At 68.6% G+C, this 25,527-nt stretch carries 29 protein-coding genes; 11 read left to right on the forward strand and 18 right to left on the reverse strand.

From position 1 onward, the window contains the following. Positions 1–505: 505 nt before the first annotated feature. The 3 genes from BST44_RS11345 (at position 506) to BST44_RS31455 (ending at position 2,470) form a co-directional block, all read left to right on the forward strand. Positions 506–1,372, forward strand: coding sequence for an alpha/beta hydrolase (locus tag BST44_RS11345; protein WP_279628973.1), 867 nt, complete (start codon positions 506–508; stop codon positions 1,370–1,372). 9 nt (positions 1,373–1,381) lie between these two features. Then, a complete protein-coding gene (locus BST44_RS30085) occupies positions 1,382–1,528 on the forward strand; it encodes a hypothetical protein (RefSeq protein WP_158086650.1) in 147 nt (48 codons plus the stop codon). Between the two features lie 786 nt (positions 1,529–2,314). Beyond that, a complete protein-coding gene (locus BST44_RS31455; protein ID WP_341865315.1) occupies positions 2,315–2,470 on the forward strand; it encodes a response regulator transcription factor in 156 nt (51 codons plus the stop codon). On the opposite strand, the gene BST44_RS11355 is transcribed toward BST44_RS31455, so the two are convergent. Further along, positions 2,467–3,153, reverse strand: a complete 687-nt coding sequence (locus BST44_RS11355) for an Rv0518 family GDSL lipase (protein ID WP_083177321.1) — start codon at positions 3,151–3,153, stop codon at positions 2,467–2,469. The genes BST44_RS31455 and BST44_RS11355 overlap by 4 nt on opposite strands. 90 nt (positions 3,154–3,243) lie before the next feature. Then, positions 3,244–4,494 carry an acyltransferase family protein gene (locus BST44_RS11360; RefSeq protein WP_439330712.1) on the reverse strand — a complete coding sequence of 417 codons (1,251 nt, stop codon included), beginning with the start codon at positions 4,492–4,494 and terminating at the stop codon, positions 3,244–3,246. A 322-nt stretch (positions 4,495–4,816) separates the two neighbouring features. Between BST44_RS11360 and BST44_RS11365 the strand changes: the two genes are divergently transcribed. Further along, positions 4,817–5,242, forward strand: a complete 426-nt coding sequence (locus tag BST44_RS11365; RefSeq protein WP_083177224.1) for an STAS domain-containing protein — start codon at positions 4,817–4,819, stop codon at positions 5,240–5,242. Here the strand turns inward: BST44_RS11365 and BST44_RS11370 are convergent. From BST44_RS11370 to BST44_RS11400, 7 genes are all read right to left on the reverse strand, one after another. Continuing rightward, positions 5,229–5,492: a hypothetical protein gene (locus tag BST44_RS11370; RefSeq protein WP_083177225.1), complete on the reverse strand. Its 264-nt coding sequence runs from the start codon at positions 5,490–5,492 to the stop codon at positions 5,229–5,231. The two genes, BST44_RS11365 and BST44_RS11370, sit on opposite strands and share 14 nt — an antisense overlap. After that, a complete protein-coding gene (gene mce1N, locus BST44_RS11375; protein WP_244184793.1) occupies positions 5,489–6,031 on the reverse strand; it encodes a transport-regulating membrane protein Mce1N in 543 nt (180 codons plus the stop codon). The genes BST44_RS11370 and mce1N overlap by 4 nt, the downstream gene beginning before the upstream one ends. Positions 6,032–6,044: 13 nt before the next feature. Beyond that, positions 6,045–7,034, reverse strand: a complete 990-nt coding sequence (hemB, locus tag BST44_RS11380; protein ID WP_083177226.1) for a porphobilinogen synthase — start codon at positions 7,032–7,034, stop codon at positions 6,045–6,047. Between the two features lie 94 nt (positions 7,035–7,128). Next, the gene (locus BST44_RS11385; RefSeq protein ID WP_083177227.1) at positions 7,129–8,781 is read right to left on the reverse strand and encodes a bifunctional uroporphyrinogen-III C-methyltransferase/uroporphyrinogen-III synthase; all 1,653 of its coding nucleotides are present in this window, start codon (positions 8,779–8,781) and stop codon (positions 7,129–7,131) included. A 23-nt stretch (positions 8,782–8,804) separates the two neighbouring features. After that, complete coding sequence (hemC, locus tag BST44_RS11390) at positions 8,805–9,749, reverse strand: hydroxymethylbilane synthase (RefSeq protein ID WP_083177324.1); 945 nt, start codon at positions 9,747–9,749, stop codon at positions 8,805–8,807. A gap of 13 nt (positions 9,750–9,762) precedes the next feature. Beyond that, positions 9,763–11,133 (reverse strand): glutamyl-tRNA reductase, encoded by a 1,371-nt coding sequence (locus BST44_RS11395; RefSeq protein WP_083177228.1) that lies wholly within the window; start codon positions 11,131–11,133, stop codon positions 9,763–9,765. A 102-nt stretch (positions 11,134–11,235) separates the two neighbouring features. After that, positions 11,236–11,505: a glutaredoxin family protein gene (locus tag BST44_RS11400; protein WP_083177229.1), complete on the reverse strand. Its 270-nt coding sequence runs from the start codon at positions 11,503–11,505 to the stop codon at positions 11,236–11,238. A 60-nt stretch (positions 11,506–11,565) separates the two neighbouring features. Here BST44_RS11400 and BST44_RS11405 point away from each other — a divergent pair, with 60 nt between their 5' ends. From BST44_RS11405 to BST44_RS11430, 7 genes are all read left to right on the forward strand, one after another. Continuing rightward, positions 11,566–11,874: a WXG100 family type VII secretion target gene (locus BST44_RS11405; RefSeq protein WP_083177230.1), complete on the forward strand. Its 309-nt coding sequence runs from the start codon at positions 11,566–11,568 to the stop codon at positions 11,872–11,874. Continuing rightward, a complete protein-coding gene (locus tag BST44_RS11410; RefSeq protein ID WP_083177231.1) occupies positions 11,867–12,157 on the forward strand; it encodes a WXG100 family type VII secretion target in 291 nt (96 codons plus the stop codon). Before BST44_RS11405 ends, BST44_RS11410 begins: the two co-directional genes overlap by 8 nt. Positions 12,158–12,161: 4 nt before the next feature. After that, positions 12,162–14,702 carry a glycohydrolase toxin TNT-related protein gene (locus BST44_RS11415; RefSeq protein ID WP_083177232.1) on the forward strand — a complete coding sequence of 847 codons (2,541 nt, stop codon included), beginning with the start codon at positions 12,162–12,164 and terminating at the stop codon, positions 14,700–14,702. 18 nt (positions 14,703–14,720) lie between these two features. Beyond that, complete coding sequence (locus BST44_RS29530) at positions 14,721–15,353, forward strand: hypothetical protein (protein ID WP_142274461.1); 633 nt, start codon at positions 14,721–14,723, stop codon at positions 15,351–15,353. 200 nt (positions 15,354–15,553) lie between these two features. Next, positions 15,554–16,462, forward strand: a complete 909-nt coding sequence (locus tag BST44_RS11420; protein ID WP_083177233.1) for an HAD family hydrolase — start codon at positions 15,554–15,556, stop codon at positions 16,460–16,462. 45 nt (positions 16,463–16,507) lie between these two features. After that, on the forward strand, positions 16,508–17,020 hold the full coding sequence (locus tag BST44_RS11425) for an FAS1-like dehydratase domain-containing protein (protein WP_083177234.1): 513 nt from the start codon (positions 16,508–16,510) through the stop codon (positions 17,018–17,020). Positions 17,021–17,030: 10 nt separating this feature from the next. After that, positions 17,031–17,960 carry a cyclopropane mycolic acid synthase family methyltransferase gene (locus BST44_RS11430; RefSeq protein ID WP_083177235.1) on the forward strand — a complete coding sequence of 310 codons (930 nt, stop codon included), beginning with the start codon at positions 17,031–17,033 and terminating at the stop codon, positions 17,958–17,960. Between the two features lie 66 nt (positions 17,961–18,026). Here the strand turns inward: BST44_RS11430 and BST44_RS11435 are convergent, their stop codons facing one another. The 9 genes from BST44_RS11435 to BST44_RS11475 all read right to left on the reverse strand — a co-directional run bounded on the left by BST44_RS11435 (position 18,027) and on the right by BST44_RS11475 (position 25,509). Further along, a complete protein-coding gene (locus tag BST44_RS11435; protein ID WP_007167652.1) occupies positions 18,027–19,115 on the reverse strand; it encodes a lysophospholipid acyltransferase family protein in 1,089 nt (362 codons plus the stop codon). Beyond that, entirely contained in the window at positions 19,097–20,224 is a 1,128-nt protein-coding gene (locus BST44_RS11440; RefSeq protein ID WP_083177236.1) for an SDR family oxidoreductase, read from the reverse strand. The genes BST44_RS11435 and BST44_RS11440 overlap by 19 nt, the downstream gene beginning before the upstream one ends. 52 nt (positions 20,225–20,276) lie before the next feature. Continuing rightward, positions 20,277–20,378, reverse strand: a complete 102-nt coding sequence (locus tag BST44_RS11445) for a 30S ribosomal protein bS22 (protein ID WP_003402602.1) — start codon at positions 20,376–20,378, stop codon at positions 20,277–20,279. A 156-nt stretch (positions 20,379–20,534) separates the two neighbouring features. Then, positions 20,535–20,786, reverse strand: coding sequence for a cell division/environmental response transcriptional regulator (locus tag BST44_RS11450; RefSeq protein ID WP_007167650.1), 252 nt, complete (start codon positions 20,784–20,786; stop codon positions 20,535–20,537). 140 nt (positions 20,787–20,926) lie between these two features. After that, on the reverse strand, positions 20,927–21,802 hold the full coding sequence (proC, locus tag BST44_RS11455) for a pyrroline-5-carboxylate reductase (RefSeq protein WP_208619775.1): 876 nt from the start codon (positions 21,800–21,802) through the stop codon (positions 20,927–20,929). Between the two features lie 27 nt (positions 21,803–21,829). After that, entirely contained in the window at positions 21,830–22,672 is an 843-nt protein-coding gene (locus tag BST44_RS11460; protein ID WP_083177238.1) for a thioesterase family protein, read from the reverse strand. A gap of 15 nt (positions 22,673–22,687) precedes the next feature. Then, complete coding sequence (locus BST44_RS11465) at positions 22,688–23,530, reverse strand: sugar phosphate isomerase/epimerase family protein (RefSeq protein ID WP_083177239.1); 843 nt, start codon at positions 23,528–23,530, stop codon at positions 22,688–22,690. 24 nt (positions 23,531–23,554) lie between these two features. Beyond that, positions 23,555–24,496, reverse strand: coding sequence for an Rv0497 family membrane protein (locus BST44_RS11470; RefSeq protein WP_083177240.1), 942 nt, complete (start codon positions 24,494–24,496; stop codon positions 23,555–23,557). Beyond that, positions 24,493–25,509: a Ppx/GppA family phosphatase gene (locus BST44_RS11475; RefSeq protein WP_083177241.1), complete on the reverse strand. Its 1,017-nt coding sequence runs from the start codon at positions 25,507–25,509 to the stop codon at positions 24,493–24,495. Before BST44_RS11475 ends, BST44_RS11470 begins: the two co-directional genes overlap by 4 nt. Positions 25,510–25,527: the final 18 nt, after the last annotated feature.

Raw genomic sequence — 25,527 nt, forward strand, 5'->3', positions numbered from 1 at the left:
CAACGAGCCTACGAGCCAAACACCAGGTGATCAGGATCCAACCACCGCAACAAGCGGCAACCTCACCCTGACACTGAGTGCAGCCTAACGAGGAACGCGATGCATTACCGGCCAGTCAGCTCAAAGGTGCGGGTCTTGCTCGCGGAGCAGTGCGGTGGCGAGCACGGCGAGGACACCCGGTGTTGAAGCCGAGCCGTCGGCCCGCTGAGACAGCAGGTCCGGCGGGGCGGCGAGTGGGCCCGCGCCGCCATGTCGCGATCAATACGACTTACGTTGTGGCACAACGAGATACTTCCGACATTGCCAAGCCCGTCACGCCGGTGTCGGCGTGCTGGTGGCCCTAGCACGACGCCGCAACTCGGCCGCCGGACCGGCCGCGCGCCCGGCGACCCGGTGCACCGCAGGTAACCGGTTGGAGACCGGGAGGTCACGCCAGATCACACAATGCTTCCATTTCGGCGTGGCTCGGCAGGTAATCACCGGTCCGGGCGGCATCATTGCGATCATGCCTGACCTGACACGCCGGGCGGTGCTGCGGATGGGAGCCAGCGCCGGCCTGGGAGCCGCTGGCGTGTTCGCCCTGAGTGGCCTGCTCGACCCGGTCAGGCCGCGGGCCGCGACGTTGCCGCAGGCCCCGGCCCCGTTCGAGCCGTCCGCGGCGAGCAGCAACCTGCCGACCAAGCTCACCGGTTCGTTCGTCTCCGCCGCCCGCGGGGGCGTGAAGACGAACTATGTGATCGCGTTGCCGCCCGGCCATACCGGGACGCTGCGCCCGGTGATCGCCCTGCACGGCAAGGACGGCGACGCGAACATGATGCTCGACTGCGGTGTCGAGCACGGCCTGGCCCAGCTGGTCAAGGAGGGCCGGCCGCCGTTCGCGGTGGTGGGCGTCGACGGCGGCAGCGACTCCTACTGGCACAAGCGGGCCGACGGCACCGACTCCGGCGCGATGGTGCTCGACGAGCTGTTACCGATGCTGTCCACGATGGGCTTCGACACCTCCCGGGTCGGCTTCATGGGTTGGTCGATGGGCGGATACGGGGCGCTGCACCTTGGCGCCAAGCTCGGCCCGGCGCGGACCGCGGGGATCTGCGCGATCAGCCCGGCGCTGTACACCTCGTTCGCCGACAGCGCCCCCAAGGCGTTCGACAGCAATGACGACTGGACGCAGAACAGCGTCCTGGGCGTGCCGGCGCTGTCGCAGATTCCGCTGCGCGTGGATTGCGGCACCTTCGACCGGTTCTATCCGGCCACCCGGCAATTCGTGAATCAGCTGAAAACGCCGCCGGCGGGTAGCTTCTCGCTTGGTGGCCACGACATCGTCTACTGGCGGGCGCAGTTGCCCGGCGAGCTCGCGTGGATGGCGTCCTAACGGAGACCGATGACCGTCCGGGCGAACGACCTTCCCCCCCGCCACCAGGAGCGGGCGGTGCGGCAAACCGGATTTCCCGACATCGAGGGGTTGCGCGCCGTCGCGGTGATCGCGGTCGTGTTGGCGGACCGCGCGCAGGCGGGCGGTGAACCGTAATGAACTTCTCCTGGCCGACGAACGTCATATCAGCGAAGGGTTTTGGGAGGTTACGGGGATGACTCCGCTGCTGCTGGCCTGCATAGCGGCCGCCGCTCCGGTCGCCGGGTTCGGCTTGCTGAACTTGCAAGCCCGGCTCGAGCGCTGGGACTACGAGCGGCACGCCGAGGACTGAGCCGCGCCTCACCCCGGGTCGCGAATCGGCGCGACGGCAGCCCGATTCTGCGCGGTTTTGCTGATGTTTTGCCGTTCGCCTTGCCCGCATGCTGGCTAACATGATCGACATTGATTCGTCGGCGGACACGCCGCTGCTGGACTGGACCGAGCAGAGCGTGAGCGAGCTGCCCACCGGGACCGCGGCGCTGACGGCGCGGGCGCGCGTCACCGTCGCCCAGGGTGAGCCGCAGCAAGCCGAACGCGACCTGCACGACGCCGTCGCGGTCGCCGAGCACACGGGCGGACACCAATATCTCCCCGACGCCCTCGACGGTCTTGCGGCCTTGGCCGGCCTTACCAATCCCGAGCATTCCGCACGGCTTTTCGGTGCGGCCGAAAGCATGCGGCACCGCCATGGCTCGATGCGCTTCAAGGCTTTTCAAGGACGCTACGACGCGGCGCTGATGCAGGTGCGGAACGCGTTGGACGCCAAGGCCTTCGAAATGGCCTGGGCTGAGGGCAACGCGCCTGTCGACCGCCGAGGCCATCGCCTACGCGCGGCGGGGCCGCGGTGCGCGCGGACACCCGGCCAACGGTTGGGAGTCGCTGACGCCGACCGAGCTCGACGTCGTGCGGCTCGTCGGGGAAGGGCTGCCCAACAAGGACATCGCCGCGCGGCTGTTCATCTCGCCCCGCACCGTCCAGTCTCATCTGACGCACGTCTACACCAAGCTCGCCGTGTCGTCGCGGGTACAGCTGGCCCAGGAGGCCGCCCGCCACAGCTAGGTCGACAGCTGGGTCCGGATGAGCGGCGCGATCCTGTCGGCCATGTACTGGTGCCCGGCGTCGTTGGGGTGCACGCCGTCCGCCCCGATCAGGTCGGGCCTGCCGACGAACCAGCGTTCGGCGATCGGGTCGACCCACGTCGCCCCCGCACCCGCGGCCGCCGCGGCGAGCTGGTCGCGAATGAACAGGATCGGCAGGGGCACGTCGGCCGTCGGCCACGGCGGCCCGATCACCAGGAACCTGGCCGACGGCGCCAGGCGGCGGGCCAAATCGAATGTGCTGCGCGCCTTTTGACCGATCACACCCGGGTCGATCGGCTCGTCGTTGCGGGAGCCGAAGAACACCACCAGCACGTCGTCGCCCTGGACGGCCCGGGCCGTCAGGTCCTCGAAGACGCTGCCGTGGTCGCCCGGCATGCCATAGCCCGCCCTGCCCTCGGCCGCGACGTCGGCCGAGATCCGTTCGCCCCGCGCGGCGAGCAGGTCCCACGCGCGGGCGGGCCACGACCTTGGCCCCAGGCCGCCCTCTCCGGTGCCGGTGGTGTAGGAGTCGCCGACGACGGCGATGTGGTTCAGCCGGAAATCCAGGGTCAAGGTGTCGTACGTGCGCACCTGCGCCGGGTAGGCGATGCCGATGCCCACCAGAAAAGTCAGGCCGACGACAAAGGTGGCCAGACGACTCACTACGACCTCCCCCGTCACCGGCATCGTCACGTGCCACCGCGTTTTCATCGATTATCCGTCGGCCGTTCGCGGCCGGGCCTCAGCGCACGGTCATACCGCTCGGGCCGAAACCGCTTCCAGCGAGCGGTCGATCGGATGGACCTTGCCGCCGGGCGAATCGTCGGGCTCGCCTCGCGCGGAGACGGCTTTGACGTCGACCATCCTGCGCATCCAGCGGCGGGCGGGCTCTTCGACGAAGTGATACATCACGATCGAGATCAGGACGGCGATCGCGAGCAGGCCGATGACGTTCCATTTCCACGGATCGTCCTGCGGCCGCAGCTCGAACTGCTCGACCGACCAGCCCCACGCGGTGTGCACCAACTCGTGCACCATGTACAGGCAGAACGAGATCTGCCCGCCGTACACCATCACCCGGGTCGACAGCACCCGCGGCAGGCTGCCGACGCCGATCGCCAGCGTGATCACCAGCGGAATGAACAGGATGTCGACCACCCCGCCGCTGTCGTTCTCGACGACGCCGGAGATGGGGTGCGCGTCGAACCAGTACAGGACGCCGACCATGGCAGCCAGGAGAAGCAGGGACACGTAGCCCGCGACGCGGCGCCCGCGATCGGTCAGCCGCAGCCTGCGCACCGCCGCGCAGGCCAGCGCGCCTGCGGTGAACTGCGTGACGATCCGCGGCAGCCAGCTCCACGGCGTGTAGAAGTGGCCACTGGCCAGCAGCATGACCACGGGCGGCAACGCCGCCGCGAACGCCAGCACCATCAGGCTGCGCGCCCGCGTCGCCTGCTTCATCCGCAGGATCACCAGCACCAGGAGGCCGAAGAGCAGGTAGGCCAGCCATTCGGCACTGATCGACCAGGCCGGCCCGTCCCAACTCGAGTCGTCGAAGAACGGGACGAACCACAGCTGCACCAGCAGGACCTGTCGCACGTAGCTCATCGCGGTGAGCTGAGCGGCGTCGGGCGACGGCACGTGGCCGACGTGCAGGGTAAAGATCACCCAGAGGGCGGCGAGGTGCAGGGTGACCAGGTACACCGGCCACACCCGGGCCAGCCGCAGCCAGAGGAAGTGCAGGGTGGCGCGCGTCGACCAGGACCGGCCCATCCGGTCGAGGTAGTTCCAGGTCAGGACGAATCCGCTGAGGATGAAGAACAGGTCGACGCCCTGGGCGCCGCAGTTGAGCACGGGCGCGAGGGCGTCGCGGAAGTCGGCCCCCACGTCACCCAGCATCGGCCGGAAGTGAAACAGCACCACCCACAGCGCGGCGACGATGCGGAGTCCCGTCAGGGCCTTGATCTCGCCCCTGATCTCTCCCTTGATGTCTCCGACGCGCACAGCGCTTTCTTCCCGCCTGGATTCTGCCGTTCCGTTGCCTTCTCGCTCGGCTGACCGGGCGACCACGCGAGGTCACTGGCCCCCGCCTCGCAACCGGCAGCCCTGGCAGCCTAACAGCGCAATCGCCCACTCGCGCGGACGGTTGTGGTGTGGCATGCGGTCTTTCGCCGAAAAGCGGCGCCGGTTGGGCTTTGCTCGGATCGCGGAAAATTGCGCCCGAAAATCGCTTCTTAGCGAAACGTTAGCTGCGGCTTTCACCCTCCTTAACCTTGCGGTTTAGCGTCAACGGCATAGCGAGCGGCACGGAGAGTGAGGGGTGCCCATGACGATCGCCGAGGTTTTGACGCGAGAGCAAAACGGCGTCTTCCGCTGCGGCGGCGCATGGGTGCGGGCCCACCGTCGACAGTTGGCGACGGTGGTCACGATCCGGGGCGAGATCGACGCCGTGAATGCCGACCAAGTGGCCGACCACATTCGACGTTTCATCCTCGGCGAGGACCGCGTGGTGCTCGACATGGGCGACGTCAGCCAGTTTGCTGCGGCGGGCATTTCGCTGTTGCAGGCCTTCGATGCGGAATGCCGCGCCGAAGGGGTGCAGTGGACCTTGGTTGCGGGCCCGGCGGTGACCGAGACGCTGGGTGACAGCGGCTTTTCCGACAATCACTCGGTGCCCGAGGCGCTGCACGACCTGGCCGACGCCATCGACAGGCGCCGTCGGCTGGCGTTGCCGCTGGTCAGGACGTCTTAGAGCGCCGCTCTCGACGGTGCCGGGCGGTTCCCACCACCGCGAGGACTCCGGCGCCGGTCAGCAGCAGCAAGGTCAGCAACAGCAGCTGCGGGTCGTAGACCATCGACGACGTGAACGGCTGCCCGTCCGCGATGGGCGCCACCGCCACGGTGTGATGCGAGCGCGACCAGCTCACCGCCGCGCCGGCCAGCGCCGCGCAGGCCAGCAGGAGTTCGATCAGGGCCCTGGTGCTGCCGTTGCCGGCGCTCACAGCGCCGATCCTGCGTCGTCGTCCCGGTCGGCGTCCGATCCGGCGGGTTCGACCCGCTCCTGGACGAGCGGGATCAGCGCCGCGCGGAGCTCACGGTGCCGGCGGGCCCAGGCCTGCGCGGTACGACTCCCGGTGAGCTTGAGGCCGATGCCGATCCGGCCGCGGGGCACCCCGATTAACTCGCCGAGGGCCCGGGCCGATTGCCACTGGGCCAGCTCCTTGCCGGAGGCTTCGTGGTGTTCGGGCTCGGGATACACCTTGAGGATCTCGCGCACCAGAATGGTCTCGGTGCCTTGGCGCAGCGCGTCCTCGGTCAGCTCGACCGAGACGTGGATTCGGGCCGCCTTGACCTGCAGCGCGACGAATCCCGACACCAAGACCAAAAAGATCACCGGGATCAGGTACGACACCGGGGCCCCGCTCCAGATCTCGATGAGGATCATCGAACCGGCGGCCACCGGGCCCCAGGCCACCCACCACCAGCTGGCGCCCGGTTCGTAGAACAACGGCTTCGGCTCGGCGCTCCTGGCTGTGATCATCGCTAGCCCCATCTCACGAAAGCCAACCGGCCGCGTCCGCGGCCCAATAGGTCAGCACGATATCGGCTCCCGCGCGGCGGATGCTGGTCAACGACTCCAGCGCGGCCGCGCGCTCGTCGATCCAATTGTTCGCCGCCGCAGCGCAAATCATGGCGTACTCCCCGGAAACCTGGTAGGCGGCCACCGGCACCGGCGAAACATCCGCCGCGGCGGCCACCACGTCGAGGTAACCCATCGCGGGTTTGACCATGATGATGTCCGCGCCTTCGTCGAGGTCCAACCGGATCTCGCGCAGCGCCTCGCGGTAGTTGCCCGACTCCTGCTGATAGGTGCGCCGGTCGCCGGACAGGCTGGAGCTGACCGCCTCCCGGAACGGGCCGTAGAACGCCGAGGCGAACTTCGCCGCGTAGGCCAGGATCACCACGTCGGTGTAGCCCGCGGCGTCCAGGCCGTCGCGGATCGCGGCCACCTGGCCGTCCATCATCCCGCTCGGACCGACCACGTGGGCGCCCGACTCCGCTTGTGCCACAGCCAGTTTCACGTAGCGTTGCAGCGTGGCGTCGTTGTCCACCCGGCCCCTGGCGTCCAGGACGCCGCAGTGTCCGTGATCGGTGAATTCGTCCAGGCAGGTGTCGGCCATCAACACCGTCGCATCGCCGAGATCCTTGGCCAGGTCACGCAGGGCCAGATTGAGGATGCCGTCGGGATCGGTGCCGGCCGACCCGGTCGGGTCCTTCTGCTCGTCGCGAGGCACCCCGAACAGCATCAGCCCACCGACCCCCGCGGTGACGGCGTCGGCGGCGGCGCTGCGCAGCGAATCGCGGGTGTGCTGCACGACGCCGGGCATCGAGGCGATCGGCCGCGGCTCATCGACGCCGTCGGCGACGAACATCGGCAGCACCAAATGCCTTGGCTCCAAAGACGTTTGCGCCACCAGACGACGAAGCGCGGGGGTGGAGCGGAGCCGGCGCGGACGCTGCCGGGGGTAGCCGCCGACGCTCATCGCGTCGCGCCGCAGCGCGCGTGCGCGGATTGCCGGCCCCGGCGGCGTGTCGGCGTACGAACACGCACGCTCGCCAGTTCGGCGGCCACAGCCACTAGCGCCTGCGGCTCTTCTTACGCGGCGGCGGCAACGCGCCCTCGGCGCGCAACCGCGCGGCGTGTTCGGCCAGGGCGTCGACCAGCGGACCGACGGCGGCCGTTTCCGGTTGCACGTCCACCCGCAACCCGAACTCGGCGGCGGTCTCGGCGGTCTTGGGACCGATGCAGGCGATGATCGTCCGCGCGTGGGGCTTGCCGGCGATGCCGACCAGGTTGCGCACCGTGGAGCTGGAGGTGAAGCACACGGCGTCGAAGCCGCCGGTCTTGATCATCTCCCGCGTTTCGGCCGGCGGCGGCGCGGCCCGCACCGTCCGGTAGGCGGTGACGTCCTCGATCTCCCAGCCTCGTTCACGCAGCCCCTCGGCCAGCGTCTCGGTGGCGATGTCGGCGCGGGGCAGCAGGACCCGGTTCACCGGGTCGAAAATGCTGTCGTAGGGCGGAAAGTCGTCCAGCAGGCCCAGCGACGACTGCTCACCGGCCGGCACCAGCTCGGGGCTGATCCCGAACGCCCGGACCCGATCGGCCGTCGATTCGCCGACGCAGGCGATCTTCACGCCCGAGAACGCCCGGGCGTCCAGACCGAACTCGCCGAACTTCTCCCACACCGCGCGCACGGCGTTGGTGGAGGTGAACACCACCCACTGGAAGCGGCCGTCGACCAGGCCCTTGACGGCGCGCTCCATCTGGGCGGGGCTGCGCGGCGGCTCGACCGCGATCGTGGGCACCTCGATCGGCAGCGCGCCGTAGGAGGTCAGCCGTTCGCTCATCTCACCGGCCTGGTCCTTGGTGCGCGGCACCAACACGGTCCAGCCGTACAGCGCGCGGCTCTCCCACCAGTTCAGCTTCGCGCGGCTGGCCACCGTCTTGCCGATGGTCACCACCAGCGGCCCGGTCAACGGCCCCGCGGGATCGGTGCCGCCCAGCACGGCCGAGTCGGTCAGACCGCCCAGCGTGGTTTCGATCGAACGCTGCTGGCAGGTGGTGCCGTGCGCGGTCACCACGCACGGGGTGGTCTCGGCCAGCTCGTGCTCGATCAGCGTGCGCGCGGCGTCGGCCAGATGCGACGTGGTGGCCTGCAGGATCAGCGGGCCGGGGGCCGCGGCCAGCGCGTCCCAATCCACCTGGGGGTCACGCACGTCGGCGACGGTGTGCGACGAGCCCAGCGGCAGCCCCGCGTAGGTGGGCACGGCACCCGCGGGGGCCAGGCCGGGCACGATCTCCAGGTGCAGGTGGCTCTTGGCGACGGCGTTCACCTCGGTGATGACCGCGTCGACCGTCAGCGGATCGCCGGCGACCAGGCGCACCACGTCGACGCCGGCGCGCGCCTCGGCGGTCAAAGTCTTGGCCACCTCGGCGGGCTCGCCCAGCGCCGGACGGACGTCGGGACCGGCCGAGATCACCGCCGGTTGCTCGGCTCCGCCGGTGGCGGCCTCGCCGCCTGCGGCACCGGCGGGCGCCGGGCCGGAAACCGGTGGCAGGTCTTTGCCGATCAGAGCCAGCACCGGCTCCGGTACGTCGGGGTCGGTGAACACCAGCGCGGCGTTCGCCAGGACCGTCGCGGCCCGGGTGGTCAGGAGTCCCGGATCGCCGGGACCGGAACCCACGTACGTGATGCGGCCGGGTCTCGGCTTACGCCCTCGCGTCGTCATTGTCGCTCCCACGTCACTCGCAATTAATTTCCTCGCGCCGGGTCCTGCCGCGCTTCGGCCATGAGCTCTCGGGCGCCGAGTTCGAACAACTCCGCGGCGACCGAAACCCCCAGTTCCCGCGGCCGGTCGGCGGTGCCGATGCCGGACGCGCGGATCACGTCGGACCCGTCCAGCGCCGCCACGCAACCACGCAGCGACAGCTCTTCGAAGACGCGGCCTTCCTCATCGATGGACTCGACCACCTCGGCGATCGCGCCCACCGGTGCGGAACACCCGGCCTCCAGTTCGGCCAGCAGGGCTCGCTCCGCGGTGACCGACGCGCGCGTGTCCGCGTCGTCCAACTCCGCCAGCACTGCCGCCAACCCGTCACCGGCGCGGCATTCGACGGCGAGCGCACCTTGAGCCGGTGCTGGCAACATCTGCACCGGCTCTAGCGTCTCGGTGACATCGTCGAGGCGTCCGAGCCGGGCCAGTCCGGCCCGGGCTACCACGATCGCGTCGAGGTCACCACTGCTTACCCTGTTCAACCTGGTATCTAGGTTGCCTCGTAGGGGGCGGATTTCCAAACCGAGACCCAATGCCCTAAGCTGCGCGGCCCTGCGCGGGGACGACGTGCCCACCAGCGAACCGGGCGGCAACTCCCCGAGCACCAGGCCGTCGCGGGCCACCACCACGTCGCGGGGGTCGTTGCGGGGCGGTATCGCCGCGATGGTGAACCGCGGGTCGTCCGCCGTGGGCAAATCCTTGTGGGAGTGCACCGCGGCGTCCACCCGCCCGTCGTTGATGGCCTCGCGGAGCGCGGTGGTGAAGGCTCCGACGCCCAGTGTCTCGATCGGCGCCGACGAGCGGTCGCCGGCGGTGCTGATGATGACCAACTCCGCGGGATGACCGTTGGCGATCAAGGCATCCCTGACGACGCCGGCCTGGGTGGTGGCCAAGAGGCTGCCCCGGGTACCTATCCGGATCACGTTCGCCAATCGGTTACCCGGCCGAAGGTTCTTGGGTTCCCGCGTCGAATCCGGTTGATATGACGGGCAATTCGCCCGCGGCAACGGCGTCGACGGCGGTCTGGTCAAGTTCGAAGAGTTCGCGCAGCGCCTCGGCGTAGCTGTCGCCGCCGGGGGCGCTGGCGAGTTGCTTGATCCGCACGGTGGGCGCATGCAGCAGCTTGTCCACCACCCGGCGCACGGTGCGCGCCACTTCCTCGCGCTGGGCGCTCTCCAGGCCGGGCAACCGGTTGTCCAGGCGGAGCAGTTCCGCCTCCACCACGTCGGCGGCGCGCTGCCGCAACGCGGTCACCGTCGGGGTGACCTCGGCCATGCGCTGGCCGGCCAGGTAGGCGGCGACCTCGGCCGCGACGATGTGGCGCGCGGCGTGAACGTCGGAGGCCGCAGCGTGCGCCGTCGGCTCATGCTGCACGCGGTCCACGTCGACGACCCAGACACCGGGCAGGCCGGCGACGGCGGGGTCGACATCGCGCGGCATGCCCAGGTCGCAGATCACCAGCGGGCGGGTCGACTCGTCGCGGCGCGCGGCGGCCAGCGCGTGGTGGACGTCGGCCAGCGTGACCACCGGGCTCACCGCGCCCGTGCAGCTGACCATGACGTCGGCGTCGGCCACGGCGTCGGCCAATCGGTCGAGGGACATCGCGTCGGCCTGCACGCCGGATTCGCGGAGCTTGCGGGCCAACCGCTGCGCCCGGGACAACGACCGGTTCAGGACGTGCACGTGCCCGATGCCGGCCCGGGTCAGGTGGGCCGCCGCCAGGGCGCCCATCGCGCCCGCGCCGACCAGCGCGGCGGTCTTGCCCTCGAGGCCGCCCAGCCGGCGGTCGGCCATGTTGAGGGCGACCGAAACCACGGAGGCGCCGGCGGCGTCGATGGCCGTCTCGGAGTGCACCCGCTTGCCCACCGACAGCGCCCGCTGGGCCAGCTCGTGCAACACCCGGCCGACCGTGCGGTTGGTTTCGGCGGTGGCGTACGCGCGGCGCACCTGGCCGAGCACCTGCTGCTCACCGACGACCGCGGAGTCCAGGCCGCTGGCCACCGCGAACAGGTGCTCGACGGCGGCCTCGCTGTAGCGGACGTACGCGTATTTGGTCAGGTCCCCCATGGACATGCCGGAGTGCTCCGACAGCACCTGCCCGATCGCCGCCAGCCCGCCGTGGAACGCGTCGACCACCGCGTAGACCTCGACGCGGTTGCATGTCGACAAGACCATCGCCTCGGTCACCAGGGGCGACTGCAACACCCGGTCGACGATCTTGCCCTGATCGGATTCGTCGATGGTGAGTTGTTCCAGGACGGAGACCGGCGCACTGCGGTGCGAAACCCCGAAAAGCAAGACGCTCACGGCAGCATCACCTGGCCAGCTCCCTTGCTTCCTCCAGTAATTGAACTGGTTTCCAAGGTAATCGTTGAACAGGTGGGCTACCAAATAATTGCCCGGCGGCCCTCATCGGGCCAGATCCGCGCGCAGCCGGTCCTCGTCGATGTCCCAGTAGCTGTGCTCGCGGCCGTCGAGCAGAACCACGGGTAGCCGGTCGCCGAATTCGGCCCGCAGCGCCGCGTCACCGGACGCCGCTGCGGCGTCGACGTCGACGGTCGACAGGTCGAAGCCCAGCTCAGCCGCGAGTTCGCCGAGCCGGCCGTGCACCCGCTCACAGAGGGAGCAGCCGTCGCGGGTCAGCAGCTGCACCTGCGGGCGCGGCGGGGTGTCGGTCATGGCCACCAGTGTGGCACCGGGTGACTTGTGGGGCCATCTACCAGGCGTTATGTTCCGGTAATGGCCGACGAAACCGTGCGGGTGGACCCGGTGGTGATGCACAGCCATGCCGTCTCCATCGGCGGCGCGGCCGAGCACCTTGCCGCCGAGCTGACCCAGCTCGACGACCAACTCGGTCAGCTGCTCGGCGGCTGGAAGGGCGCGTCGGGGTCCGCGTACGCCTCGGCGTGGGAGCTCTGGCACCGGGGGGCGCGCGAGGTCCAGCTCGGGTTGTCGATGTTGGCGCGTCTGGTGGGTGAGGCCGGTGAGGGCTATCAGGCCAACGAGGCCGGATCCGCCCGGGCGGAGCGGGCGGTGCGCGGTGGCTGAGGCGTTTCGGGTTGATCCCCAGGCGTTGGCCGATGCGGTGCGGCGGATGGCGGCGTTTCAGCGCTACGCCGAGGACATGATCACCGAAACCGATGCTCGGGCAACATGTTTGCACACCATGTGGACCGGGCAGGCCGCGGCCGCCCACGCGGAGGCGCATCAGCACTGGGTGCGCGGTGAGGCGATGATGCGCGAGGCGCTGGCGCAACTCGAGAAGGCGGCCGCGGTGGCGCACGGCAACTACACCGGGGCGATGTCGACGAATCTCGGTATGTGGTCGTGACCAGATGGCGCCGCTGGCGTGTGATCCGACTGCCCTAGACCGGGCCGGTGCCACAGTACTGGCCACCGGCGAGTCGCTGGGATCGGTGATCTCGGCCTTGACCGCCGCCTTGGCCGGCAGCTCGGGCATGGCCGGCGACGATCCGGTGGGCGCGGCATTGGGCCGCACGTATGACGGCGCGGCGATCAAGGTGATCGAGGCGATGACCAGCACCCGCAACGGGCTGTGCAGCATCGGCGACGGGGTGCGGGTGTCGGCGCACAACTATGCGCTGGCCGAGGCGCTATCGGATGTCACGAGCCAGAGCGCGGCCCTGCCGACGCCGCGGGTGACCGCCCCGCCGACCGTCGGCGCGAAGTCACCGTCGGCGGTCGGGGCCGGTAGCGGCGCCCCGGCGGGCTGGGGTTGGGTGGCGCCGTACATCGGCATGATCTGGCCCAACGGCGATTCGGCGAAATTGCGGGCCGCCGCGGCGGCCTGGAACACCGCTGGAGCCACCTTCATGGCCACCGAGACCGCGGCCGGTGGCGGCACCATGGCCGCGATCGGCGCCCAGCAGATCCCGGAGAGCGCTGCCGTCAACAAGGCGCTGTCGGATGCCTCCGAGGCCACCATCAACGTCGCACGCCAGTGCCAGACGATCGCCGCGCAACTCAACAGCTATGCGGCCAAGATCGACAATGTTCACGCGGCCATCCTGGATCTGTTGTCGCGCATCTGCGACCCGCTGACCGGGATCAAAGAGGTCTGGGATCTGCTGACCGACGAGGACGAAGACGAGATCAAGAGGATCGCCGACGATATCCGCACGGTGGTCGACAACTTTGGCCATGAAGCCGAGACGTTGGGCGACCAGATCAACGCCACCATGACCGCCGCCGCCACCGCGATAGAAGATATGGGCCGCTGGGCGGGGAAAGAGTGGGACCACTTCCTGCACGGCACCGGGGTGGGCAGAGTCCTCGGTCACGTCGGCCGGTCCCTTAAAGGTCTTGGGGTGGAGGCTTGGGATTTTCTCGAGGGCGCCTACCAATTCAGTCCGGCCCGCCTCCAAACCGATCCGGGGGGCTTCTTCAAAGACGCGGTCGGCATGGTCGAAGGGGAAGCCACTCTGGTGGGTTTGGGCCCCGACGGCGGACCCGGCGTCGCCGAATCCTGGAAGGCGCTGGGTAAGCAGGTAACCCACTGGGACGAGTGGGGTACGAACCCCGACGAAGCGTTCGGCAAGACCCTCTTCGACGTGGGAACGTTGGCGCTGCCCGGCGGCCCGCTGTCGAAGCTCGGCAAGCTGGGGCGCGGCCTTGGCGACGCGGTGAAGGGTTTGAAAGCGTCTCGGCTGCCGGACGGCGTGAAACCACCCTCGGTGAAGCCCCCGGCGGAGCCACCCCCGGCCGCCCCAAAGCCGCCGGAATCGGGCCCACCCGCGCCGCCGGGCAAGCCGGAGCCCGGCAAGCCAGCACCACCGGCGTCGGGCAAGCCCGCGCCCGGGCCGACTGACGGCCCCCTCCCGCACAGCCCGACAGAATCGAAGCCGCCGGTCGGCCAGAAGCCGCCCGCCGGTGAGCCGCCCAAACCGATCGCCGTGCCGCCGGAGCCGGGCGGCAAACCTGCGGTGCCCCCGCCGGCCGACCAGGCGCCGCTACCCCACCCGAAACCGGCTGAACCGGTGCCGACCCATGCGCCGCCTCCTCCGGGCGGCGAACCGGCCGGCCAGGCTCCCAGCGCTGAGGTCCCATCGCCTCCCACGCCGCCTCATTTGCCGCAGTCACCGTCGGTCCCAATGAGCGGAGCGCCCGCCGAAGCACCAGCCGGCCTTGGGGAGGTGCCTCACGGCGGGGAACCGGGCGGGCACCCGCCCGAGACACCCGGCAGCGCGCCTCACGACGGTCCGCCACATCCGCCCGGCGACGGCGGCCAGCCGCACCAACCTGTTGAAGGCGCGCCGCCGCATCCGCCCGACGACCGCCATGGGCCACATCAGCCTGCCGACGGAAACGAGCCGCACGACCCCCATGCGGGTGATGACGGCGATACGCCCGGCGATCACGCGCACCACGGCGGCGACGACCCGCCCCTGGCAAGAGCCGTCTTCCCGGATGCGAAAGAATTTGGCGAACTGTCTGAAGACGAATATCGGAAGCTCTTCGAAGGCCAAAATGGAAGGTTGAGATATCCAGATGTTGACGATCCCGCAAAACCCTATGCGATTCCAGGTACGGTGCGGGACCTGACGCCGGCCGATATTGCTTCATTACACGGCAAGTGGCTAGATCGTATCGGCTATCCAGGAGGCGACTGGCTCGCTTTCGAAGGAACACCATACGAAGGACGTGCACTTCCCCATACGAGTCTGGACAAACCGTATTTTGCTTATAGAGTTGATGCCTCGGTTGGCCTACCGCCTGGCTGGCGAATAGAATTTTCCCGAGCGGCGCCATGGTTTGGACACCCTGGTGGTGAACCTCAATTCCTGATCATTGCGCCAAGAGGTGAGCGGGCAAGTGTTCAAGCCCTCATTGACAAACACTTCCTTAACAAACCGTAAAAGACTTAAGGAGTCATGATGACGGATTACCATCTCGACCTCCAAGGCTTACCTCCATTCCTCCACCGAATAATAAAATACTGGTATGAATGGCAGGAAATCTATCTCCACAGGCAAGGCCGGTTGCCGGGCTACGCTGGGCGCGAGCCAAGAGATTGGGAATCCGAGGACCAGGTTTTTTGGGGGCGTCGGCCACCGGAGATGACGGGCAGCCACGAGTTAGCCTTCATTGATGACGGTGACGTTTCTTATTATTTGGTATGGGACGAAGGTAAATACTTCATTGATAGCGAAGAACGCGGCTCGCGACACACGTACTGGATGTTCAGAAGTTTTGACGACGCCGAAAAGTATCTCGCGTTTTTGATAAGCCAGATCGCCCGCCCGGGGGAATACACCCACAGCCCCGCTTACCGCTGGTATCAGGAAGGCCTGAATCCAAGGGTAACCTTGGCTAAGCCGGATCCAATTAATTTTCCCGGACGGGTAAGTTTGACAGTTGATCACGAACCTACAGATCGAGGATGGATGGGCGAAAGCGACGCTCCCGCGGCTTCCCATATCCTAATCCTTAACTTTGAGGAACTTGATGTCGCGCTTCGCGAAGGTGTTCCGGCAGATTGGTTCACTATCAACATTCGCAGCGATTAACGCTCGAAATCCGTATTGAACGTTCAGACGACGCGCTCACTCGGCGAGTGTGAAGCTAGCCGCACGCTCGGCGAGTGTGCGGCTAGCTTCACACTCGGCAGAGCGGCATAGCCGGCGCCCACCCCCACCCCCGCCCGATAGGGTTGATGACCGGGACCCACTGGGTCGCCAGGCAACACAGCGATCTCGGAGGTTTGGCGATGACTTCCTCGGACCCGGTCGACGGGGACCTCAGCCGCGTCGACTTGGAGTCGCTGGCCGCCGAGGCCAGCGCCGCCCGCGCGCTGGAAGGCCTGCAGGCCGAAACCGCCGGCGAGGAAGACCGCCCTCAGCCACCGATCGACCTGACCGCGGCCGCCTTCTTCGACGTGGACAACACGCTGGTGCAGGGCTCCTCAGCGGTGCACTTCGGTCGCGGGCTGGCCGCGCGCAACTACTTCACCTACCGCGACGTGATCGGTTTCATCTACGCCCAGGCCAAGTTCCAGATCCTCGGCAAGGAGAACAGCAACGACGTCGCCGCCGGCCGGCGCAAAGCGCTCGCGTTCATCGAGGGCCGCTCGGTCGAGCAGCTGGTCGCCCTGGGCGAGGAGATCTACGACGAGATCATCGCCGACAAGATCTGGCCGGGCACCCGCGAACTCACGCAGATGCACCTCGATGCGGGCCAACAGGTTTGGCTCATCACGGCCACGCCCTACGAGCTCGCGGCGACCATCGCGCGCCGGCTCGGCCTGACCGGCGCCCTGGGCACCGTCGCCGAGTCCGTCGACGGCGTCTTCACCGGCCGGCTGGTCGGCGACATCCTGCACGGCACCGGCAAGGCCCACGCCGTGCGTTCGCTGGCGATCCGGGAGGGCCTCAACCTCAAACGTTGCACGGCCTATTCGGACAGCTTCAACGACGTGCCGATGCTGTCGCTGGTGGGCACTGCGGTCGCCATCAACCCCGACGCCCGGCTGCGCACGCTGGCCCGCGAACGCGGTTGGGAGATCCGTGACTTCCGCACCGCGCGCAAGGCCGCGAGGATCGGCGTGCCCTCGGCCTTGGCGCTGGGGGCGGCCGGTGGTGCACTGGCCGCGGTGGCATCCCGGCGACAATCGCGCTGATAGGCTGCGCCGCTGAGACCTATTCGAGCGGAGAGCGACAGCGGTATGACAATCCCCAAGGGAGCCGAAGGGCTCATCGGCAGCCATTACCGGGCACCGGACTACTTCCTGGTCGGCCGCGAGAAGATCCGGGAGTTCGCGCTCGCCATCAAGGACGACCACCCGACGCACTTCAGCGAGGCCGACGCCGCCGCCGCCGGGTATGACGCGCTGGTGGCCCCGCTGACATTCCTCGCCATCGCCGGTCGGCGCGTGCAGCTGGAGATCTTCACCAAGTTCAGCATTCCGATCAACATCGCGCGGGTCATGCACCGCGACCAAAAATTCAAGTTCCACCGGCCGATCGTCGCCGGGGATAGGCTTTACTTCGACACCTATCTAGACTCTGTCATTGAGTCCCATGGCGCCGTGATCACAGAGATCCGCAGCGAGGTCACGGACGCCGAGGGCCAACCGGTGATCACCAGTACAGTCACGATGCTGGGGGAAGCCGCAAACAACGAAGCCGACCACGAAGCAACCGTCGCGGCAGTCGCGTCCATATCAGCGGGAAAGTAGGTTCGAATCAATGACTTCACAGGGGGAAACGGGTAGCACCCAGCTGAAGCCGCCGGTCGAGAAGGTCCGGTCGCACTACGACAAGTCCAACGAGTTCTTCAAGCTCTGGCTCGACCCGTCGATGACCTACAGTTGCGGCTACTTCGACGAGAATCCGGACCCGCAGAATCTGACCAAGACGCTGGAAGAGGCGCAGTACGCCAAGCGCAAGCTCGCCTTGGACAAGCTCAACCTCGAGCCCGGCATGACGATGCTCGACATCGGCTCCGGCTGGGGTTCGACGATGCGCCACGCCGTACAGGAGTACGACGTCAACGTCATCGGCCTGACGCTCAGCGAGAACCAGTACGCCCACTGCGTGGCCGAGTTCGACAAGATGGACAGCCCCCGCCGCAAAGAGGTGCGGATCCAGGGCTGGGAGGAATTCCCCGGCGACGAGCCGATCGACCGCATCGTGTCTCTGGGCGCGTTCGAGCACTTCGCCGACGGCGCGGGTGATGCCGGGTACGAGCGTTACGCCACCTTCTTCAAGAAGTACTACGACCTGCTGCCCGACGACGGCCGCATGCTGCTGCACTCGATCGTGGTGCCCTCGGCCGAAGAGGGCAAGGCGATGGGCCTGCAGGTGAACATGACCCTGCTGCGGTTCATCAGCTTCATCCTGAAGGAGATCTACCCCGGCGGGAAGTTGCCGCAGGTCGACCTGGTCGACAAGTACGCGACCGACGCGGGCTTCAAGATCGAGCGGCACCACTTCATCGGCAAGAACTACGTTCCGACGCTGACCGCCTGGGGCGACGCGCTCGAGGCGCACAAGGACGAGGCGATCGCCCTGAAGGGCCAGGAGACCTACGACATCTACCTGAAGTACTTGCGGGGCTGCTCGGACCTGTTCCGGGACGGGTACACCAACGTCTGTCAGTTCACGATGGTCAAGTAATTCGAGCGCAAGACGCCCCGAAGCCGCAGGCTCCGGGGCGTTTTCGCGTCAGGGGGACGCAGCGGTTCAGCCGAAGAAGATGTTGCGCCGGCCGGCGAGCAACCGGTACAGCGTCTGCTGGATGGTCTCGCGCACCTGATCGGTCAGCTCGAAGGTCACCATCGGGTCGTCCGCGTCGGACGCGGAGTAGTCGTTGGTGTAGATCGGCTCACCGAAGGCGATGCGCCACTTCGACGGCAACGGCACCAGGCCCGCCGGCCCCGCCAGCGGAAACAGCGGCGTGATCGGGAAGTAGGGCAGGCCGAACAACCGGGCCAGCAGCTTCACGTCGGTCAGCATCGGGTAGATCTCTTCGGAGCCGATGATCGAGCACGGGATGATGGGCGCCTTGGTGCGCAGCGCCGCCGTCACGAAGCCGCCGCGGCCGAACCGCTGCAACCGGTAACGGTCCTCGAAGCGCTTCCCGAGCCCCTTGTAGCCCTCCGGGAACACGGCGGTCAGTTCGCCGGCGGCGAGCAGTCGGTGCGCGTCGGTCGTGCAGGCCATGGTGTGGCCCGCCTTGCGGGCGGCTTCGCCCACGACGGGCAGGTCGAACACCATGTCGGCGGCGAGCAACCGCAGGTCCCGCTGTGCGGGGTGCTCGTCGTGCACGGCGACCGACAGCATCAACCCGTCGAACGGCAGCACCCCGGCGTGATTGGCCACCACCAACGCGGCGCCGTCGCTGGGCAGGTTCTCGACGCCGCTGACCTCCACCCGGAACCATGACCGGAAGAAGAACCTGAGCAAGGGCCGCACGATCGCGGCGTTGAAGTGCGGATCGAAGCCGAACTCGTCGACGGTGTAGTCACCGGTGAGCCGCTGGCGCAAGAATCCGGCGACCGCGGCGACGCGCTGCGCCAGTTCGTTGAGCGGCGCCTCCGCCGACCCCGCGGCCGCGGCACGCCGATGCTCGTCGATCTCGCGGACGACGGCGGCGATCTGTTCGGCCGACGCCCGACCGTGGGGATCCGCAAGCAGTGAAGGATGCTGGCGAGCTGACTCGGCGCGCTGATCGGCTCTCCGACGCGCCGCTACCCGACCCCGATTCGTATGCAGTGGAATGACATTCGCTCTGGTTTCACCCGCCACGATACCTACCTGACCCCACCCCACGGAACTGGATTTCGGCTACCCCAGCGCTGAGCTAAAGATATGGCGCGACCCTCCAAGGAGCGTACCCGATGCGGGTCGATAATGGGAGTCATGCCTCGGCCGCGGACGTAGTCGTCGAAGGCCTCGGCCGTCGTCCATTTCGGCTGGTAACCGAGTTCCGTGCGCATCCGGGTGGTGTCCATGACCCGGCCGTAACTCAGGTAGGCGAACTGGTCGCGGCTGATCTCGTTGTAGCGGTTGGCCCGCCTCAGCGAATCCAGCGCCCAGACGCCAAAACCGGGCACCGGCAAAGGAATCCGGCCGGCCCGGCGGATCGCCTGCGAGAGCATGATGATCCCGTCGGCGCCGATGTTGAAGGTACCGGCCTTGCCCGCCATCGCCGCGCGCTCCAGCGCACCCAACGCGTCCTGCTCGTGCAGCAACTGCAGCCGGGCGTCGCGGCCGAACATCGTGGGCACCAGCGGCCCCGCCAGGTACCGCGACAGCGTGCTGTCCGCCGCCGGTCCGATCATGTTGGCCAGGCGCAGGATCGTCACGGCGATGTCGGGTCGGCGCCGCCCCAGCCCGCGCGCGTAGGCCTCGATGTCCAGGCTGTCCTTGGCGAAACCGCCGCGCAGCGGCCGGCGGCTCGTGCTGTCCTCGGTGAACATCACCGGGTCGTGGGCGCTGGACCCGTACACCTCGGAGGTGGACTTGAGCACGACGCGGCGCACCGAGGGCGCCTTCTGGCAGGCGGCGAACAACTGCATCGCGCCCATCACGTTGATTTCCTTCAGCGCCGCGGTGCCCCCGGACCGGGGCGCGTACGAGGCGGCCGCCGCGTGCACCACCGTGTCGACGTCGCCGTTGCGAATAACCTTGGCTATGAAGGGATTACGGATGTCGGCACGGACGAACTCCGCCCGGCCCATCCGGCGCAGCATGTCCTTGCTGGGCGCGATCGCGTCCACCGCGATGACCGATTTGATCATCGGGTTCTGCGCGAGCCGGGCGGTCAGGTAGCCGCCCAGGAACCGGCACGCGCCGGTAACGAGCACAACCTTGGGGTAGTGCACCGTGTTTCTCGTGGTGTCGCCGGTTCCGGCGCCATCCCCACTCGACTGATCCACCCAAACAGCCTATCGACCGGGAGCGGCCGCGGCAGCAGCCGCGGACGGGCCCTTACTTGCCGAGTTTTCTGCGCTGCACCCGGGTGCGGCGCAACAACTTGCGGTGCTTCTTCTTCGACATGCGCTTGCGCCGCTTCTTGATTACTGAACCCATGAACTCCGCTATCTGACCCGTGACCTGCGTGCAGGATTGACCCGGACACTTTACCCGGCGGGATGCACCGAACACCAAACCGGCGTCGGTGACCGTCGAGCAACCGCGGAGCCACGACCGGCCGCGCGCGCACTGGGCGCGCAACCGGTTTCGGGGTCAGCCGGCGTCGAAGTAAGAAGTCTCCAGCATGTCGTGCACCGCCTTGGCGTGCACCCGGAAAGACCGCCCGACCCGGACCGCGGGCAGCTCGCCGTTGTGCACCAGCCGGTACACCGTCATCTTCGAGACCCGCATCAGCGCCGCCACCTCGGCGACCGTCAGGAATTGTGTCCTGCCCTGGCCCTCGCCGGGACCGGTGTCCCGCTTACCAGCAGAATCTCGCGCCGATGGCCCGTTCGTAGACGTCATCGCAACCCAATCGTGTCAGGCCCGCGCAATGCCAGCGGCTTCCCCTCCGCTGGCACCCACACGTGCATACAAAGAGGAGAATAGCGGGACTAATGGGGTTACTGGTACTGGTGGGGGACAATCAGTCCAAAAATCTTGGATTACTCCGATGTAATTCTTAGCTGCTCAGAGCGCGTTTTGGCGGCCTGAACCGCCGCATCCACGGCCGCTCGCAGGCCGCCCTTCTCCAGTTCGCGGAGCCCCGCGGCGGTGGTGCCACCGGGCGAGGTGACGGTCGCCCGCAGCTGCGTCGCGGCGGCGTCCACCCGAGGCGCGGGACCCTCCCCCTCGGCCGGTCGCCGCTCGGCATCCATCCGTTCCAGCAGCATGGCCGCCGACCCGGCCATCGTCTGCGCCGTCAGGTCGGTGGCCACCTCACGGCTCAGGCCGGCGGCGACGCCGGCGTCGACCAAGGCCTCGACCATCAGGAAGAAATACGCCGGGCCGGAGCCGGACAGCGCCGTCACGGCGTCCATCTGGGCTTCCGGCACGGTCAGCACGCCGCCGACCGAATCGAACAGTGCCGAGACCCCCTCGAGCTGCGCGGGGCTGACGAACCGCCCCTTGGCCAGCGCGGTCACCCCCGCGCCGACCAGCGCCGCCGCATTCGGCATCGCCCGGACCACCGGTGTTCCGGCAGGAAGCTTCGACTCGAAATAGGCGAGGCCGATCCCCGCCGCGACGGTCACGAACACCTGCTCGGCGCTGTCGCTTTCGGACGCCGCGGACACCCGGGCCAGCTCCGCCATCACCGGCTCGACGTCACCGGGCTTCACCGCGACCACCACGAAGGACGCGTTCTCCACCGCGTCGGCCACCGATGTGATCAACACCGAATAGGTGTCGGCCAGATACTGGGCCCGCTCCGGAACGCGTTCGGCCACCACCAGGTCTTTGACCTGCCGGCCCGCGCGCAGCAGACCCGACAGCAGTGCCTCCCCGATGCTGCCGCCACCGATGATCGCGATTCTTGCCATGCCCGACAGCATCGCAGACAGCGGCGGCTACCCGGCGGCAGGGACCAGCGCCAGCTGGCGGGCCTGCACCACCAGGCGGCCGAGGCTGTCGACGACGGTGTGGTCCTCGTCGAACCAGTCGTGCCCGATCTCGGTGCACGTCGCGATGATGCGCAGCCACCCGTCCGCGGGCAGGCCGCGCAGGAAGGCGGTCAGCTGGACGGTCGGCGCCCAGCCGGTGCGCTCCACGGCGAACGTCACCGGCGCCGACAGATCCCCGCACATGAGCGCGAACAGCGCGTCGGGAGCGACGCCTCGGGGGCGGGCCCACATCTGGATCACCGGCGGGCCACCGTCGCCGGACGGGCCGAGCGTCGACAGCACTGGGCGCACGTCGCAGCCTTCGCCCAGGTGGACCAGGCCGGCCAGCGGGTGACCGGGCCCGATCGGGGCGATGTCGTCGGGGGGCTCGGGCGCCATCAGGCCCACCACCGGGTTGGCCGACAGCAGCGGCTTGGCATGGCCGTCGGGCGGAAAATGCTCCGGCTCGCCCAGGTTGACCACCGCGTGCACCGCCGTGCGGCCGCCCTGGGTGAGTTCCACGTCGACGACGCTGATCCGGCGGCCGCGCTTGCGGATCGACGTCACCAGCCGCATCGGCCCCGGATCCGGTGCCCACAGGAAGCTCGCCGACACCGCCACCGGCTGCTGCACCGGTTCCAGCTCGGTGGACGGTCCCCCGCAGGCGGTGCGGGCGGCGTTGGCGCACAGCGCCAGCATCGCGCCGCCGTGCACCTTGGGACCGATGGTCCAGTGCTTGTCGAGCTCGCCCTCAAAGACGCCGGGGTCAACCTCCCGCAATGCCATCGCGGTGGTGAATAACGCGTTCATGGTCTCCTGGATCGGTCAGCGCAGCAGGTGCGTGCGGGCGAACTGCAGCGATTCGGCGAGCATGCTTTCGCGCTCGTTGGCCGAGCGCGCGCTGGACGTGGACACCTCCAGGATGACGTGACCGGCGAAGTGGCTGCCGGCCAGCATCTGGCACACCTCGGCGGTGGGCTGCGTGCCGCGGCCGGGCACCAGGTGCTCGTCGGCCGGCAGGCCGCTGCCGTCGCACAGGTGCAGGTGGACCAGGCCGCCTGCCATCCGCTGCGCCATGTCCAGCGAGTCGCTGCCCGCGGTCGCGGTGTGGGACAGGTCCAGCGTGTAGTGGGCGTGGTTGCCGTCCAGCGGGTCGTAAGAGGGCGCGAAGGCCGATATCGCCGGGCCCGGGCCGCCGCCGCGGCGTCGCATGCGCTCGCGGGACTGGCCGGAACCGAAGAACCGGTCCGCCCGGAACGGGAACATGTTCTCCACAGCGACCATCACGTCGCTCGACGCCTCCAGCGCGGCGACCTGGTCGCTGAATCCCTCGGCATAGCGACGCTGCCAGCGGAACGGCGGGTGCACGACGACGGTCTGCGCGCCGAGCTGCTCGGCGGCCCGCACGCTGCGGTCCAGCTTGGGGATCGGGTTGGCGCCCCACACCCGCTGCGAAATCAGCAGGCAGGGCGCGTGCACCGACAGCACCGGCACGCGGTAGCGCCGGGACAGTTTCTGGACGGCGTCGATGTCCTGGCTGACCGACTCGGCCCACACCATCAGCTCGACCCCGTCGTAGCCGAGCCGGGCGGCGTACTCGAATGCGGCCTCGGCCCGCAGTGGGTACACCGAAGCCGTTGAGAGTCCGACTTTGATAGCTGGGCGCAACGGTCTGTGTGGTTCCGGGTCCGCCTAGCCCGACTGCAGCGACAGCGCCAACGGGCCGAGGGTGATCAGGGCCCCCACCGCGACCGCGATCAGCGTGCTGGCGATGTCCTCGGTCTTGCGCACCACCCGAACGCCGACGACCAGGCCCAGGATCACCAGCACCGACAGCACCAGGGCCACGATGCTGTTCCAGCGCCACAGCTCGTCGAAGGCGACGAACAGTCCGGCGCCGAAGGCGACGGCCAGGATCGACTGGAACACGACCAGGCTGCCGCGCCACAGCGTCTGCAGCCGGCCCGGTCCCGCGTGGGCGTCGGTGGCCAAGTCCGCCCGCCCGGCCTCGTCGCCGAGGTGATCCCCGTCCGGCCCGTATCCGACGGCCAGCGGGTCGATGTCCTCATCGGCCTCGTCGGTGTCGGTCTGCAGGTAGGAACGCACATAGGCGGAATCCTCCAGCGCGGGCTCGGCGTCGCGCACCTCCGAATCCATCACGTCCACCGGGAGGTCGGTGTAATGGTCCAGCGGGTCGGGATTCATGCCCTCGGCACCGGACTGCCCGGTGCCGTTGGTCTCCCCCGCCTCGCCATGGCTCAGGGGGCGCGGGTATGGGCTGCGCTCCGGCCCGGATGGCTTCTTGGGCCGCGACGGCGACTTGGGCCAGCGCGGCTCCGGCTGCGACCAGTACGGGCCCGCCTGCTTGTCGTCGGTGCGCTGCTCGGGCGCGGCCTCCTCGGCGACGGGTTCGGCGGTGGCCTGCCCTGCCGCGCGCGGGTCCTCGTCCTCGTCGCGGATGACCGGAATCTCCCCGGTGAGCTCGGCGACGGTCACCGCGTCGCTGTCGCCGCGCCGGCGGCGCCGCCGCCGCGTGACCGCGGGCGCGCCGATGGTTCCATTCCTGGCCAGAAGTTCGGCCACCGAGATCGGCCGAGTGCCGGGGCTCTCGGTCTCGGAGTGGGGTCCGGTCATGCTTTGTCGCCTCTCGATCGGTTGCCGTCCCGATCACCTGCCTGGCCTCCAGCATCGCGCACGGATCGCTTCATGAGGGGTGTTCCGTCGGCTTCGCTGTCGAGTTTGCGCAAGATGAGACCTTCCCGTAACGCCCACGGGCAGATATCCACCGATTCGATCGACAGCGCTCGCATACTCGCCTCCGCCACCAGCGCACCCGCCACGATCTGCGGCGCGCGCTCGGCGCTCACCCCTTCCAGTTCTGCCCGGTCAGCGGTCGTCATCCTAGAGATGAAAGATATGAGTTGCCTGAGGCCGTTTGCTGTCAGCGTCCTTTTCACCCGCGGGCCGGCCGCCGACGGCGCCGCGCCGGTGAGCCGGGCCAGCGAGCGGAACGTCTTCGACGTCGCCACCGCCAGGTCGGGAGCGCCCGCTTCCAGCACGGCCACGCTGGAGTCGGCGAGCTCGGCGTCCAGCCAGTCGCGCAGCATGGCGACCCGGCGCCGCCCGGGCGGGTCGTCGGGCAGCCATTCGCGGGTCAACCGGCCGGCGCCCAGGGGCAGGGACAGCGCCACCTCCGGCTCCTCGTCGACGCCGCTGGACATTTCCAGCGAGCCGCCGCCGATGTCGAGGTTGATGATCCGGCCCGCGCTCCACCCGTACCACCGACGCACGGCCAAAAACGTCAGCCGCGACTCGTCGACCCCGCTCAGCGCCTCCAGCTCGACACCGGTTTCCTTGCGGACGCGGGTGAGCACGTCGTCGGAGTTCACCGCGTCCCGCAGGGCCGACGTGGCGAACGCCATCAGCTCGGCACAGCCGGAACTGTCCGCGATCTTGGCGAACTCGTCGATCGTGGAAATCAGCTTCTCGGCTCCGCGCTTGGTGATCTTGCCGGAGCTGTCGATCGACTCGGCCAGACGCAGCGTGGCCTTCGTCGAACTCATGGGCGTGGGATGCCCACCACGGTGCGCGTCAACCACCAGTAGGTGAACCGTGTTGCTGCCCACGTCGAGCACGCCCAATCGCACGGAAAACAACCTAGTCGG

The organism is Mycobacterium scrofulaceum, assembly GCF_002086735.1.
Classification (GTDB): domain Bacteria; phylum Actinomycetota; class Actinomycetes; order Mycobacteriales; family Mycobacteriaceae; genus Mycobacterium; species Mycobacterium scrofulaceum.